This window comes from Streptomyces sp. NPDC107521 (genome assembly GCF_055598485.1).
The window spans coordinates 65,523-79,686 of sequence record NZ_JBVKAT010000007.1 but is presented as its reverse complement, the minus strand read 5'-3'; the positions used below and the strand labels follow the sequence as shown (position 1 = coordinate 79,686).

Sequence of the window (14,164 nt, the reverse complement as noted above, 5' to 3'; positions counted from 1 at the left end):
CCAAGTCGCATTGTGTGCTGGATGTCGTACGCGAACAGTACGGCCTACACGGACACTGAGCGGCCCCACGGGCACGCTCCGGAACCGGTGCGACCACACCGCGTGACCCAGTCCCTGGGTGCCACGGCCAGGGGGCGCGCCATCACCAGTCATCTCTTCCGCCGAATGGGCGGACAACCGCCCCGGCACGGTCCGCACAGCAAGGACCGAAGCCGGACAGCACAACCGGTCGCCGAGCCAGACAGGCCGACGTCCGCTCCAGGGAAGGACCCTTCGTGAGCGACACCACCGATCTGATGGGCGCACGTGTCGAGGAGACCGCTGCCGCGCCCGCCACAGACGCCTCCGCGCCTGCCACCGGTGCCGGCTCCCGGCGGCGCCGCGGTACCGGCCTCGAGGGCATGGTCCTGGCCGAGCTGCAACAGGTCGCGTCCGGCCTCGGCATCAGGGGCACCGCGCGGATGCGCAAGAGCCAGCTGATCGAGGTCATCAAGGAGGCGCAGGCCGCCGGGGGTGCCCCGGCCAAGGCCGCGCCCGCCGCCGACGCCGGTGAGACCAAGCCGAAGCGCCGCACGACCTCCCGGGCCCGCGCCGACGAGGCCCCCGCCGCCGAGCAGGCGGAGAAGCCGGCCGCGAAGGCCGCCGCCGCCGAGCAGCCCGCGGCCCAGCAGCAGATCGAGATCCCCGGTCAGCCCTCCCCGAAGGCCGCCGCGTCCGAGCAGGCCCCCGCCGAGGAGGCGCCCGCCCCGAGCCGTCGCCGCCGCGCGACCGCCGAGGCCGGCAGCCCGGCCGCCGGCGCCGAGACGGCCGTCGCCGAGGCCCGGACCGAGCCCCGGTCCGAGACGAGGACCGAGCAGTCCGCCCCGCAGCAGTCCCAGGGCCAGCAGCACCAGGGCGACGACGGCGACGGCCGCCGGGGCCGTGACCGCGACCGCCGCAGCCGTGACCGCGAGCGCCGCGGCAAGGGCGACGACCAGCAGCAGGGCCAGGCCGGCGGCCAGCAGCAGCGCCAGCAGCAGAGCAACGGCCGCCAGGACCGGCAGGAGCGCCAGGAGCGCCAGCAGCAGCACCAGGACCGTCAGCAGCACGACGACGGCTACGACGACGACGGCGGCGGGCGCCGCGGGCGCCGCGGGCGCTACCGCGACCGCCGGGGCCGCCGCGGGCGCGACGAGGTGCAGGAGCCGCAGATCACCGAGGACGACGTCCTGATCCCGGTCGCGGGCATCCTCGACATCCTCGACAACTACGCGTTCATCCGGACCTCCGGCTACCTGCCCGGCCCGAACGACGTGTACGTCTCCCTCGCCCAGGTCCGCAAGAACGGCCTGCGCAAGGGCGACCACCTCACCGGTGCCGTGCGCCAGCCCAAGGACGGCGAGCGCCGCGAGAAGTTCAACGCGCTGGTGCGCCTGGACTCCGTCAACGGCATGGCGCCCGAACACGGCCGCGGGCGGCCGGAGTTCAACAAGCTGACGCCGCTCTACCCGCAGGACCGGCTCCGTCTGGAGACGGACCCGGGCGTGCTGACGACCCGCATCATCGACCTGGTCTCGCCCATCGGCAAGGGCCAGCGCGGTCTGATCGTGGCCCCGCCGAAGACCGGCAAGACCATGATCATGCAGGCGGTCGCCAACGCCATCACGCACAACAACCCCGAGTGCCACCTGATGGTCGTCCTGGTCGACGAGCGTCCGGAAGAGGTCACCGACATGCAGCGGTCGGTCAAGGGCGAGGTCATCTCCTCGACCTTCGACCGTCCGGCCGAGGACCACACCACCGTCGCGGAACTGGCCATCGAGCGCGCCAAGCGCCTGGTGGAGCTGGGCCACGACGTGGTCGTCCTGCTCGATTCGATCACCCGTCTGGGCCGCGCGTACAACCTCGCCGCCCCGGCCTCCGGCCGCATCCTGTCCGGTGGTGTCGACTCGACCGCCCTGTACCCCCCGAAGCGCTTCTTCGGCGCGGCCCGCAACATCGAGGACGGCGGCTCGCTGACCATCCTCGCCACCGCCCTGGTGGACACCGGGTCCCGCATGGACGAGGTGATCTTCGAGGAGTTCAAGGGCACCGGCAACATGGAGCTCAAGCTCGACCGGAAGCTCGCCGACAAGCGCATCTTCCCGGCGGTGGACGTCGACGCGTCCGGCACCCGCAAGGAGGAGATCCTGCTCAGCGGCGAGGAGCTGGGCATCGTCTGGAAGCTGCGCCGGGTGCTGCACGCCCTCGACCAGCAGCAGGCGATCGAGCTGCTCCTCGACAAGATGAAGCAGACCAAGTCGAACGCCGAGTTCCTGCTCCAGATCCAGAAGACGACCCCGGCCCCCGGCAACGGGGACTGACAGCGTCGCACCACGGCCGCGCGGCCCGTCCGCGCGCCCGGCACGGGGCCGCCCCCGTCACCGCAGGGTGACGGGGGCGGCCCTTTCGCATCCCCGGGCCCCGCGCCCCGGACCCGCGCCCGCGCCCGCGGCCACGGAGCCGCCGGAGCCGCCGGGCCCGGGGCCCACGGACACGGACACACGGCCCCATGGCCCTCGGCCTCACGTCACCGCGCCACGGCGCCCCCGCCCCACGGCGACGCGGGACGCACGCGGGCCTCGGGCATGTCACCTGCGCCCCGCCGCCGCTCCTGCGGCACTCCCCGCCTGCCGGCCCCTCGGAGGCCGCCTCCGCCCCTCTCAGGGCTCCCCTGGGAGTCCTCCCGGGATTTCCCCCTCCGGGATCCCCGGTTCGGCCGCTCTCCGGGACCCCGCGCGGTCCTGGGAGGGGACACCCTCCGCCCTCCTTCCGGACATCCTGGCCCGCCGTCCGCCGTCCGCCGTCCGCCGTCCGCCGTCCGCCGTCCGCCGTCCGCCGTCCGCCGTCCGCCGTCCGCCGTCCGCCGCCCGCCGCTCTCCGAGGCCCCGGCCGGCCCCCTCTCCCCTCGGGGAGATCCCTCAGGGACCCCGGAAGCCCACCCCGGCGAGGGAACCCGTCCCACCGCGGCCTCCGGCGAGCGGCCCCGGCGGCCTCCGGCGAGCGGCCCCGCACACCCCTCACCCCGCGCCCGGCTCCCTCCGGCTTGCCGGTACGGCCGGACGGGCGACGATGGTTCCCTGGGGGTTCTCAGGGACCCGGGCCGACGCGAGGACGGGGAGCAGGGGCCAGCCGACCGGGGAGACGAGCCGAGGAGCAGATGGCCGACAGCAGCAGACCGGACCCCGCCGCACCCGGGGAGCCCCCGGCCACCGGGCCGTCGGGCGGGGCGGCCCGGCGCCTCCGGCGAGGGCTCCGGCGCGGGTCCCGCCGCGGCCCCCGGAGCGCGCGGCGCACGGCCCTGCTGGTCACGGCCTGGACGGCGGCGGGCATCCTGCTGCTCGGCGGCACCGGTGCCGCGTACCTGTACATCAAGCTCAACGGCAACCTCAGCAGCGTCGACATCGACCACCTCCTCGGCGGCGACCGGCCCGAGAAGTCCGCCAACGGCTCCCGCAACGTCCTCGTCCTCGGCTCCGACACCCGCTCCGGCGGCAACCGCGACCTCGGTGGCGGTGGCGACGACGGGACCGCCCGCTCCGACACGGCGATGATCGTGCACATCCGGGCGGGCCACGAGAAGGCCGACGTGGTGTCCATCCCCCGCGACACCCTCGTCGACCGGCCCGCCTGCACCGGACCGGACGGCGCCGGGCACCCCGCCGCGCGCGGCGTGATGTTCAACTCGGCCTACGCCACCGGCGGCGCCGTCTGCGCCGTCAAGACCGTGGAGACCCTGTCCGGGCTGCGCATGGACCACTACCTGGAGATCGACTTCCGCGGCTTCCAGCGGATCGTGGACGACCTCGGCGGCGTGCGGATCACCACCACCGTGGACATCCACGACCCGGACAGCCACCTCGACCTGGAGGCCGGCACCCACACCCTCGACGGCGCCAGGGCGCTCGGCCTGGTCCGCACCCGGCACGGCGTCGGGGACGGCTCCGACCTCGGCCGCATCCAGCTCCAGCAGGCCTTCGTCCGGGCCCTGCTCGACCGGATCGACGACATCGGCCTGCTCACCAGCCCCAAGAAGCTCTACGACCTCGCCGACACCGCCACCAGCTCCGTCACCACCGACTCCGGGCTGGGCTCCGTCAACGCCCTGATGTCCTTCGCCGACGGGCTCAAGGACATCGGCCCCGGCGGCCTGCGACTGCTCACCCTCCCCGTCGGCTACGACCCGGCCGACCGCAACCGCGTCCTGATCCGGCCGGAGAAGGCGCGGCAGGTGTGGGACGCCCTGCGCGCGGACCGGCCCGTCCCGCGCGGCGCCACCGAGGGAACGGCCACCGGCGAGGCGCAGGGAGTGGTGGGCGCGGAGCGCGGGGAATAACGGCCCCCACCCCCCGGTTTGGGGACATGGCACCGGTCCTGGCAGACTGGTACGTCGGCTCCGGTTCACGCTTCCGCATCCCGCGGCTGCGACCCGGCGCCCTCCCGAACCTAGGAGACACCTTGAAGCGCGACATCCACCCCGAGTACGTCGAGACGCAGGTCAGCTGCACCTGTGGCGCGTCGTTCACCACCCGCAGCACCATCTCGTCCGGCACCGTCCGCGCCGAGGTCTGCTCCGAGTGCCACCCGTTCTACACGGGCAAGCAGAAGATCCTCGACACGGGTGGCCGCGTGGCCCGCTTCGAGGCCCGCTTCGGCAAGGCTGCCGCCGGCTCCAAGAAGTAGCGAGCCACCGATCGCCGGTCCACGGCCGCGCCCCCAGCCCGGGGGAGCGCCGGGACCGGCGTTTTTGGTCGCCCGCCTTCCCCCTCCCCACGCCACGCAGTAGCAGGAGCCCAAGATGTTCGAGGCCGTCGAGGAACTCGTCGCCGAGCACGCCGATCTGGAGAAGAAGCTCGCCGACCCGTCGGTCCACTCCGACCAGGCCAACGCGCGCAGGCTGAACAAGCGCTACGCCGAGCTGACCCCGATCGTCGGCGCCTACCGGTCCTGGCGGGCCACCGGCGACGACATCGAGACCGCGCGCGAGCTGGCCGTCGACGACCCCGACTTCGCCGCCGAGGTCAAGGAGCTGGAGCGGCGCCGCGACGAGCTGACCGAGAAGCTGCGCCTGCTCCTCGTCCCGCGCGACCCCAGCGACGACAAGGACGTCATCCTGGAGATCAAGGCCGGCGCCGGCGGCGACGAGTCGGCCCTGTTCGCCGGGGACCTGCTGCGCATGTACCTGCGCTACGCCGAGCGGGTGGGCTGGAAGACCGAGATCATCGACTCCACCGAGTCCGAGCTGGGCGGCTACAAGGACGTCCAGGTCGCCGTGAAGGCCAAGGGCGGCCAGGGCGCCACCGAGCCCGGCCAGGGCGTCTGGGCGCGGATGAAGTACGAGGGCGGGGTGCACCGGGTGCAGCGGGTGCCGGCCACCGAGTCCCAGGGCCGCATCCACACCTCCGCGGCGGGCGTGCTGGTGACGCCCGAGGCGGAGGAGATCGACATCGAGATCAACCCCAGCGATCTGCGCATCGACGTCTACCGGTCCTCCGGTCCCGGCGGCCAGTCGGTCAACACCACCGACTCCGCGGTGCGGATCACGCATCTGCCCACCGGCGTCGTCGCCTCCTGCCAGAACGAGAAGAGCCAGCTCCAGAACAAGGAGCAGGCGATGCGTATCCTGCGCTCCAGGCTGCTCGCCGCGGCGCAGGAGGAGGCGGAGCGGGAGGCCGCGGACGCCCGCCGCAGCCAGGTCCGCACCGTCGACCGCTCCGAGAAGATCCGCACGTACAACTTCCCGGAGAACCGCATCTCCGACCACCGCGTCGGATTCAAGGCGTACAACCTGGACCATGTCCTGGACGGCGAGCTCGACGCGGTGATCCAGGCCTGCGTCGACGCGGACTCGGCCGCCAAGCTGGCCGCGGCCTAGCCCGCGCCCGCCGGGCCGCACCGCCCGCCGGGGCGGCGGAACCGGCCCCCGGACGCACCACCCGCGCGCCCCGCGCGACCGAACGGAAGACAGCTCGGAGGACCAGCGTGAACCTGCTGCTCGCGGAGGTGGCCCAGGCCACCCAGCGGCTGGCCGACGCCGGCGTGCCCTCGCCGCGCACCGACGCGGAGGAACTGGCCGCGCATCTGCACGGCGTCAAGCGGAGCGAGCTGCACACCGTCCGGGACGCGGACTTCGACGCCCGCTACTGGGAGGTCGTCGCCCGCCGGGAGGCCCGGGAGCCGCTCCAGCACATCACCGGCCTGGCCTACTTCCGCTATCTGGAGCTCCAGGTCGGGCCCGGGGTCTTCGTGCCCCGGCCCGAGACGGAGTCCGTGGTCGGCTGGGCCATAGACGCCGTGCGGGCCATGGACGTCGTCGAGCCCTGCATCGTCGACCTGTGCACCGGCTCCGGGGCCGTCGCGCTGGCGCTCGCCCAGGAGGTGCCGCGCTCGCGCGTGCACGCGGTGGAGCTGTCCGAGGACGCCCTGGTGTGGACCCGCCGGAACATGGCCGGCTCCCGGGTCGACCTGCGCCAGGGCGACGCCCGCACCGCCTTCCCGGACCTCGACGGCCAGGTCGACCTGGTGATCTCCAACCCGCCGTACATCCCGCTCACCGAGTGGGAGTACGTCGCCCCCGAGGCCCGCGACCACGATCCGCAGATGGCCCTGTTCTCCGGCGAGGACGGCCTCGACCTGATCCGCGGCCTGGAACGCACCGCCCACCGCCTGCTGCGCCCCGGCGGGGTCGTCGTCGTCGAGCACGCCGACACCCAGGGCGGCCAGGTGCCGTGGATCTTCGCCGAGGAGCGGGGCTGGGCCGACGCGGCCGACCACCCCGACCTCAACAACCGCCCGCGGTTCGCGACCGCCCGCAAGGCGCTGCCGTGACCGGCGACCGGACTTCGACCCCGCAGCAGGACCTGTACGAGGAGGACCGCTAGACATGGCACGGCGATACGACACCAACGACGCGACCGACCGAGTGACGGGTCTGCGCGAGGCCGCGTCCGCCGTCCGCCGTGGCGAGCTGGTGGTCCTGCCGACGGACACCGTCTACGGCGTCGGCGCCGACGCCTTCTCCCCGGAGGCCGTCGCCGCCCTGCTCTACGCCAAGGGCCGGGACCGCGCCATGCCCACCCCCGTCCTCATCGGCTCCCCGAACACCCTGCACGGGCTGGTCACCGACTTCTCCGAGCGGGCCTGGGACCTGGTGGACGCCTTCTGGCCGGGCGCGCTGACGCTGGTCACCAAGCACCAGCCGTCCCTCCAGTGGGACCTCGGCAACACCCGGGGCACCGTGGCCGTCCGGATGCCGCTGCACCCGGTCGCCCTTGAACTGCTGACCGACTTCGGCCCGATGGCGGTCTCCTCCGCCAACCTGACCGGGCACCCGGCCCCGGAGGACTGCGACGCCGCCCAGCAGATGCTCGGCGACTCCGTCTCCGTCTACCTCGACGGCGGTCCCACCCCCGGCATCGTGCCGTCGTCCATCGTCGACGTCAGCCGTGACGTGCCGGTGCTGCTGCGCGCGGGCGCGCTGTCGGCGGAGGAGCTGCGCAAGGTGGTACCCGACCTCGAGGTGGCGAATTGACGGCCCCTCGGACGGGGCGTGGCATAGGCGGCCAGGAGAGCGCCGCGGAGGTGACGACGACGTTCGGCTTTCCGCGCGACAGTTTCCGCATCCTCCATGTCAGCACCGGCAACGTCTGCCGCTCGCCCATCACCGAGCGGCTGACCCGGCATTTCGTGGCGGAGCGGCTCGGGGTGCTGGGCGGCGCGCTGATCGTGGAGAGCGCGGGCACCTGGGGCCACGAGGGCGCGCCCATGGAGGCCAACGCGGAGACGGTCCTCGCGGACTTCGGCGCGGACGCGGCCGGCTTCACCGGGCGCGAGCTGCTCGACGAGCACGTCATCCGCGCCGACCTGGTGCTGACCGCCACCCGGGACCACCGGGCGCAGGTCATCTCCATGGGGCACTCGGCGGGGCTGCGCACCTTCACCCTCAAGGAGTTCACCCGCCTGGTCAACGCCATCGACCCGGCGACGCTGCCGCCGCTGGAGGACGGGGTGGTCGGCCGGGCCCGCGCCCTGGTCCGGGCCGCCGCCGCGCTGCGCGGCTGGCTGCTGGCGCCCACCGCCGAGGCGGACGAGGTCCATGACCCGTACGGGGCGCCCCTGCCGTTCTTCCGCTCCATCGGAGACGAGATACACGAGGCCCTGGACCCGGTGGTCACGGCGCTGACGGGGGTCGCGGCCCGGACCTGGTGACCTGAGTCAGAGATTCTTCGTCAGATCGCGGCCATCAGCCGGATGCCGTGCGGCCGACAGGGTTCCGGCCCGGCCTGCTGATATCCGGCCTCCGGCACGCCGGGCAGCTCGCGAGAACCACCCGAATATCTCCGACTCAGGTCACTAGGGCCCCTCGTTCGGATCATGCCGGGCTCGCGGGGTCCGGCGCCGCACCTCGCCGCGTGTCGTCGGTCGCCGGGGCTCCGCCCCGACTCCCTCCTCCGCCTGGCGACGCACGGCGCCGGACCCGCTCCCCGATCCGGCCCGATCCGAACGAAAGACCCTGGCCGGTCCGCGCCGCGGCGCGGGCGGTTCCGCCGGTCGCCGCGCGGGGCGGGCGGGCGGGGAGCGGCGGGCCTACATTGGTGCCACGGGCCGTCCCGTGATCCCCGGCGGGTGCGCGACGGCGGCCACGGCACCTCACGGCGTCGCCGGAGGCCCGGACGGCCGGGCACCCGGACGCCCCTCCGCCGCGCGCGGCACCGGGTCCGGCGCCGCGCACCGGTCCGCCGGGGATCACGGGACGGCCGCACGCCACCGTCGACGCACGCCCGGAGCGCCCCATGTCGGTCACCCACGAGGTCTCCCCGGCCGCCGCCGCCCTGCGGGGTCGGGACCCCGAGCTGGCGGAGATCCTGCTGGCCGAGAAGCGCCGGCAGGAGACCACGCTCCAGCTCACCGCCGCGGAGAACTTCACCCCGCCCGCCGTGCTGGCCGCCCTCGCCTCCCCGCTCGTCAACAAGTACGCCGAGGGCTACCCCGGCGCCCGGCACCACGGCGGCTGCGAGATCGTCGACACCGCCGAGCGGCTCGCCGTGGAGCGGGCCCGTAGCCTCTTCGGAGCCGGGCACGCCAACGTGCAGCCGCACTCCGGCTCCTCCGCCGTCCTCGCGGCCTACGCGGCGCTGCTGCGGCCGGGCGACACCGTCCTCGCGATGGGCCTGGAGCACGGCGGCCACCTCACCCACGGCTCGCCCGCCAACTTCTCCGGCCGCTGGTTCCGCTTCGTCGGCTACGGCGTGGACGCGGAGACCGGGCTGATCGACCAGGACCAGGTGCGGGCGCTGGCCCGGGTGCACCGGCCGAAGGCGATCGTGTGCGGTTCCATCGCCTATCCCCGCCACATCGACCACGCCTTCTTCCGGGAGGTCGCCGACGACGCGGGCGCGTACCTGATCGCGGACGCCGCCCATCCGATCGGCCTGGTCGCCGGGGGAGCGGCGCCCAGCCCGGTGCCGTACGCGGACGTGGTCTGCGCCACCACCCACAAGGTGCTGCGCGGGCCGCGCGGCGGCATGCTGCTGTGCCGGGCCGAGCTGGCCGGGCGGATCGACCGGGCGGTGTTCCCGTTCACCCAGGGCGGGGCGCAGATGAACGCCGTCGCCGCCAAGGCGGTGGCGCTCGGGGAGGCGGCGACCGGGGCCCACGCCGCCTACGCCCACCAGGTGGTCGCCAACGCCCGCACGCTCGCGGCCGCCCTGGCCGACGAGGGGCTGGCGGTGATCACCGGCGGCACCGACACCCATCTGATCACCGCCGACCCCGGTCCGCTCGGCACCGACGGCAGGACGGCGCGGGGGCGGCTGGCGGCGGCCGGGATGGTGCTGGACTGCTGCCCGCTGCCGCACGGCGACGGCCGGGGGCTGCGGCTGGGCACGGCGGCGACGACCACGCAGGGCATGGGGGAGCGGGAGATGCGGGTGGTGGCCACGCTGCTCGCCGGGGTGCTGCGGGGCGCGGTGGACCCGGCGGCGGCGCGGGCGGACGTGCGGGAACTGACCGCGGAGTTCCCGCCGTATCCGGGCTGATCCGGGGTGGGCGCGGCGGGTGGACCGGCAGTCGTGCAACCATCGTCGCTACCCGGAAGTCCTCATACGTATGCGCGCCTCGCTAGGGTGTGAGGCTGGGAATGGCCAGCGAGACCTGTGGGGAAGCCCGTGCGTGAATACCTGCTGACGCTCTGCATCACGGCCGCGGTCACGTACCTGCTGACCGGACCGGTGCGGAAGTTCGCGATCGTGGCGGGTGCCATGCCGGAGATCCGGGCGCGCGACGTGCACCGGGAGCCGACGCCGCGGCTCGGCGGCATCGCGATGTTCTTCGGGCTGTGCGCGGGTCTGCTGGTCGCCGACAACCTCACCAATCTCCACGAGGTCTTCGAGAAGTCCAACGAGCCACGGGCCCTGCTCTCCGGCGCCGCGCTGATCTGGCTGATCGGCGTCCTGGACGACAAGTTCGAGATCGACGCCCTGATCAAGCTGGGCGGCCAGATGATCGCCGCCGGTGTGATGGTGGTGCAGGGTCTGACGATCCTGTGGATCCCGGTGCCCAGCGTGGGCAACGTGGCGCTGACCCAGTGGCAGGGCACCCTGCTGACGGTGGCGCTGGTCGTGATCACCATCAACGCGGTCAACTTCGTGGACGGCCTGGACGGGCTGGCGGCCGGCATGGTCTGCATCGCCGCCGCCGCGTTCTTCATGTACGCCTACCGGATCTGGTACTCGTACGGCATCGAGGCGGCGGCCCCGGCGACCCTGTTCGCGTCGGTGCTGATGGGGATGTGCCTGGGCTTCCTGCCGCACAACATGCACCCGGCGCGGATCTTCATGGGCGACTCGGGCTCGATGCTGATCGGCCTGGTGCTGGCGGCCGGGGCGATCTCGGTGACCGGGCAGGTCGACCCGGACGCGATGCAGCTCTTCTCCGGCTCCGAGCGCAGCGCGGTGCACCAGATGGTGCCGGTGTACATCCCGCTGCTGATGCCGCTGACGATCATCGCCATCCCGGCCGCCGACCTGGTCCTGGCCATCGTGCGGCGCACCTGGCGCGGCCAGTCGCCGTTCGCGGCGGACCGGGGGCACCTGCACCACCGCCTGCTGGAGATCGGCCACTCGCACAGCCGGGCGGTGCTGATCATGTACTTCTTCTCGGCGCTGATCGGCTTCGGGGCGCTCGCCTACTCGGTCAACTCGGCGTCCATGTGGATCGTGCTGGGCGTCGTCTTCCTCAGCGCCGTCGGCCTGGTGCTGCTCCTGCTGCCCCGCTTCACCCCGCGCGCCCCGCGCTGGGCCGAGGGGTTCCTGCCGCCCCGCTACCGGCGCCGCCGCGCGGTGCCCGCGGCGGTGGGAGGGGCGTCCGGGGAGGGCCCGGAGGGCGCCGCGGAGGCCGGTGCGGAGGAGCAGGTTCCGGTGGCGGCGGGGGCGGCCAACGGCGCCACGGCCCTGGGGGCCCGGTCGCGCACAAGGTAAGAATCTGACGAGAGCATTGCCAATCCGTGGGAGAGCGAACTCCCGCAATATCAGACAATTCGGTTCAGTAATTACACAAACGCGCGCCGTCACTCTCATGTGTGACCGCAAGCACACGGACAGGTAAAGACCTCATCAAATAGTTTGTGATACGGTTCACGAGAACCCCCCGGATGGCGCCGATGGCCCGCAATGCGACGGTCCCTCGGCGTGAGGGCCTCGCTCGTCCCGGGACTACGCTCGTCCATGACGACACCCTGCCCCCTGTTGAAAAAGCGGAGTTGCCGCCATGCCGCCGTCCAATGACGTCCGCATCCTGCTTCAGGCCGCCGTGCCCACGGCTGCCGCCGGCGCAGTAGCCGCCGTCGTCAGCGGCGTGGTGGCCGGCGGCAAGGGTGCGGTCGGGGCCCTGGTCGGGACCCTGGTGGTGATCCTCTTCATGGGGCTCGGCCTCCACATCCTCCAGCGGACCGCCCGATCGCTTCCGCACCTCTTCCAGGCCATGGGCCTGATGCTCTACGCGGCGCAGATCCTTCTGCTGTTCGTCTTCGTCGCCGTGTTCAAGAACACCACGCTGTTCAATCCCCGGGCCTTCGCGCTCACCCTGGTCGCCGGCACCCTCGTGTGGATCGCCGCCCAGACGCGGGCGCACATGAAGTCGAAGATTCTTTACGTCGAACCCGAACCTTCGGGCGAAAAGCCCGAAAAGACGGGCCGCTCGTCGTGAGGGGTAGGGCCGGGATAAAGAGGCATGAGAGATCCTGCTATCGTCCGGTGCCAACTGCGGCATCGCGGGCGCGGGTATCCGAGCTGACATCTGCTCGATCGCGAGGCGAGATGCCCCACAGCAGCCCCCACATCCGTAACACCAGTCCCGTGCCGAACAGCGGCAGCGCGCCGCGCCGACACAACGAGGTTGTCGTACCCATGCGCCACGATGAAGGAGCCCGCGGTGAGTGCTGACCCGACGCAGGTGCTCGCCTTCGAGACCGACTGCCACATTTTCGACGGATGTGGCTTCCCGGCTCCCGGCCTGCACTCGTTCCTCTTCGAGCCGCTCTGGGGCAACGCAGACGGCAACGGCATGTACTTCAACAAGCCGATGCTGCTGGCCCTGCTCGGGTCCGTTCTCGTGGTGGGCTTCTTCTGGGCCGCGTTCCGGAAGCCCACCATGGTCCCCGGCAAGCTCCAGATGGTCGCCGAGGCCGGTTACGACTTCGTGCGCCGCGGCATCGTCTACGAGACGATCGGCAAGAAGGACGGCGAGAAGTACGTACCTCTCGCCGTCTCCCTTTTCTTCTTCGTCTGGATGATGAACGTCTGGTCCATCATCCCGATCGCGGCCTTCCCGGTGACGTCGATCATCGCCTACCCGATGGTCCTGGCGCTCATCGTCTACATCACCTGGGTCGCGCTCACCTTCAAGAAGCACGGCTTCGTCGGGTTCTTCAAGAACGTGACGGGCTACGACAAGACGCTCGGCCCGGTGCTGCCGCTCTCCATGACGATCGAGTTCTTCTCGAACCTCCTGGTCCGGCCCTTCACCCACGCCGTCCGACTGTTCGCGAACATGTTCGCCGGTCACACCCTGCTGCTGCTGTTCACCATCGCCACCTGGTACATGCTGAACGGCATCGGCATCGCCTACGCCGGCGTCTCCTTCGTGATGGTCCTCGTCATGACCATCTTCGAGGTCTTCATCCAGGCTGTTCAGGCGTATGTGTTCGTGCTTCTGACCTGCAGCTACATCCAGGGCGCGCTCGCCGAGCACCACTGAGCGCCCGCCCCGCCCGCAATCGTCCGGTGGCCAACCCCCACCGGTCCGTAAAGAGAAGGAAGAACTGGCATGTCTACCCTTGCTGCTGTCACCGGTGACCTCGGTTCCATCGGTTACGGTCTCGCGGCCATCGGCCCCGGCGTCGGTATCGGCATCATCTTCGGCAACGGCACCCAGGCCCTCGCCCGCCAGCCCGAGGCCGCCGGTCTGATCCGCTCCAACCAGATCCTGGGCTTCGCGTTCTGTGAGGCGCTCGCCCTCATCGGCCTCGTCATGCCCTTCGTCTACTAAGACGGCCTGACGACCGACCCTTTCGACGAAAGGCACTGATGTGAACTCCGCCCTGGTTTTCCTGGCGGCTGACGGCGAGAAGGAGAACCCTCTCATTCCGCCGTGGCCGGAGATCGTCATCGGCCTCATCGCTTTCGTCATCGTCTTCGGTTTCCTCGCCAAGAAGCTCCTCCCGACCATCAACAAGGTCCTGGAAGAGCGTCGCGAGGCCATCGAGGGCGGTATCGAGAAGGCCGAGGCCGCGCAGACCGAGGCCCAGAGCGTCCTTGAGCAGTACAAGGCCCAGCTCGCCGAGGCCCGGCACGAGGCCGCGCGCCTGCGCCAGGAGGCGCAGGAGCAGGGCGCCACGCTCATCGCCGAGATGCGCGCGGAAGGCCAGCGGCAGCGTGAGGAGATCATCGCCGCCGGTCACGCCCAGATCGAGGCCGACCGCAAGGCCGCGGCGTCCGCGCTGCGCCAGGACGTCGGCTCGCTGGCCACCGAGCTGGCCGGCAAGCTCGTCGGCGAGTCCCTGGAGGACCACGCCCGGCAGTCCCGCGTGATCGACCGCTTCCTCGACGAGCTGGACGACAAGGCCACGACGGCAGAGGCGACCCGGTGA

The 14,164-nt window shown here is 72.3% G+C and carries 13 protein-coding genes; all 13 read left to right on the top strand.

Translation table 11 applies throughout. The annotated features are described in order from the left end of the window. Window positions 1-275 precede the first annotated feature (275 nt). The 13 genes from rho (at window position 276) to ACZ7LB_RS13065 (ending at window position 14,164) form a co-directional block, all read left to right on the top strand. The gene (gene rho / locus ACZ7LB_RS13125) at window positions 276-2,342 is read left to right on the top strand and encodes a transcription termination factor Rho (RefSeq protein WP_471467731.1); all 2,067 of its coding nucleotides are present in this window, start codon (window positions 276-278) and stop codon (window positions 2,340-2,342) included. Between the two features lie 836 nt (window positions 2,343-3,178). After that, window positions 3,179-4,354, top strand: a complete 1,176-nt coding sequence (locus ACZ7LB_RS13120) for an LCP family protein (protein WP_471467729.1) — start codon at window positions 3,179-3,181, stop codon at window positions 4,352-4,354. A 122-nt stretch (window positions 4,355-4,476) separates the two neighbouring features. Then, the gene (gene rpmE / locus ACZ7LB_RS13115; RefSeq protein ID WP_055625166.1) at window positions 4,477-4,701 is read left to right on the top strand and encodes a 50S ribosomal protein L31; all 225 of its coding nucleotides are present in this window, start codon (window positions 4,477-4,479) and stop codon (window positions 4,699-4,701) included. 115 nt (window positions 4,702-4,816) lie between these two features. Next, window positions 4,817-5,893 carry a peptide chain release factor 1 gene (gene prfA, locus ACZ7LB_RS13110; protein ID WP_471467727.1) on the top strand — a complete coding sequence of 359 codons (1,077 nt, stop codon included), beginning with the start codon at window positions 4,817-4,819 and terminating at the stop codon, window positions 5,891-5,893. A gap of 107 nt (window positions 5,894-6,000) precedes the next feature. Beyond that, entirely contained in the window at window positions 6,001-6,846 is an 846-nt protein-coding gene (gene prmC, locus ACZ7LB_RS13105) for a peptide chain release factor N(5)-glutamine methyltransferase (RefSeq protein ID WP_161227994.1), read from the top strand. Between the two features lie 55 nt (window positions 6,847-6,901). Further along, entirely contained in the window at window positions 6,902-7,549 is a 648-nt protein-coding gene (locus tag ACZ7LB_RS13100; protein ID WP_161227995.1) for an L-threonylcarbamoyladenylate synthase, read from the top strand. Continuing rightward, window positions 7,546-8,226 carry an arsenate reductase/protein-tyrosine-phosphatase family protein gene (locus ACZ7LB_RS13095; protein WP_471467725.1) on the top strand — a complete coding sequence of 227 codons (681 nt, stop codon included), beginning with the start codon at window positions 7,546-7,548 and terminating at the stop codon, window positions 8,224-8,226. The genes ACZ7LB_RS13100 and ACZ7LB_RS13095 overlap by 4 nt, the downstream gene beginning before the upstream one ends. Window positions 8,227-8,810: 584 nt before the next feature. After that, complete coding sequence (locus ACZ7LB_RS13090) at window positions 8,811-10,055, top strand: serine hydroxymethyltransferase (protein ID WP_471467723.1); 1,245 nt, start codon at window positions 8,811-8,813, stop codon at window positions 10,053-10,055. Between the two features lie 129 nt (window positions 10,056-10,184). Then, the gene (locus ACZ7LB_RS13085; RefSeq protein ID WP_471467721.1) at window positions 10,185-11,495 is read left to right on the top strand and encodes an MraY family glycosyltransferase; all 1,311 of its coding nucleotides are present in this window, start codon (window positions 10,185-10,187) and stop codon (window positions 11,493-11,495) included. A 289-nt stretch (window positions 11,496-11,784) separates the two neighbouring features. Beyond that, entirely contained in the window at window positions 11,785-12,222 is a 438-nt protein-coding gene (locus tag ACZ7LB_RS13080) for a hypothetical protein (protein WP_471467720.1), read from the top strand. A gap of 210 nt (window positions 12,223-12,432) precedes the next feature. Beyond that, on the top strand, window positions 12,433-13,272 hold the full coding sequence (atpB, locus tag ACZ7LB_RS13075) for a F0F1 ATP synthase subunit A (protein ID WP_161228000.1): 840 nt from the start codon (window positions 12,433-12,435) through the stop codon (window positions 13,270-13,272). A 69-nt stretch (window positions 13,273-13,341) separates the two neighbouring features. Next, on the top strand, window positions 13,342-13,563 hold the full coding sequence (gene atpE, locus ACZ7LB_RS13070) for an ATP synthase F0 subunit C (protein ID WP_471467718.1): 222 nt from the start codon (window positions 13,342-13,344) through the stop codon (window positions 13,561-13,563). Between the two features lie 40 nt (window positions 13,564-13,603). Beyond that, window positions 13,604-14,164 carry a F0F1 ATP synthase subunit B gene (locus ACZ7LB_RS13065; protein ID WP_345943498.1) on the top strand — a complete coding sequence of 187 codons (561 nt, stop codon included), beginning with the start codon at window positions 13,604-13,606 and terminating at the stop codon, window positions 14,162-14,164.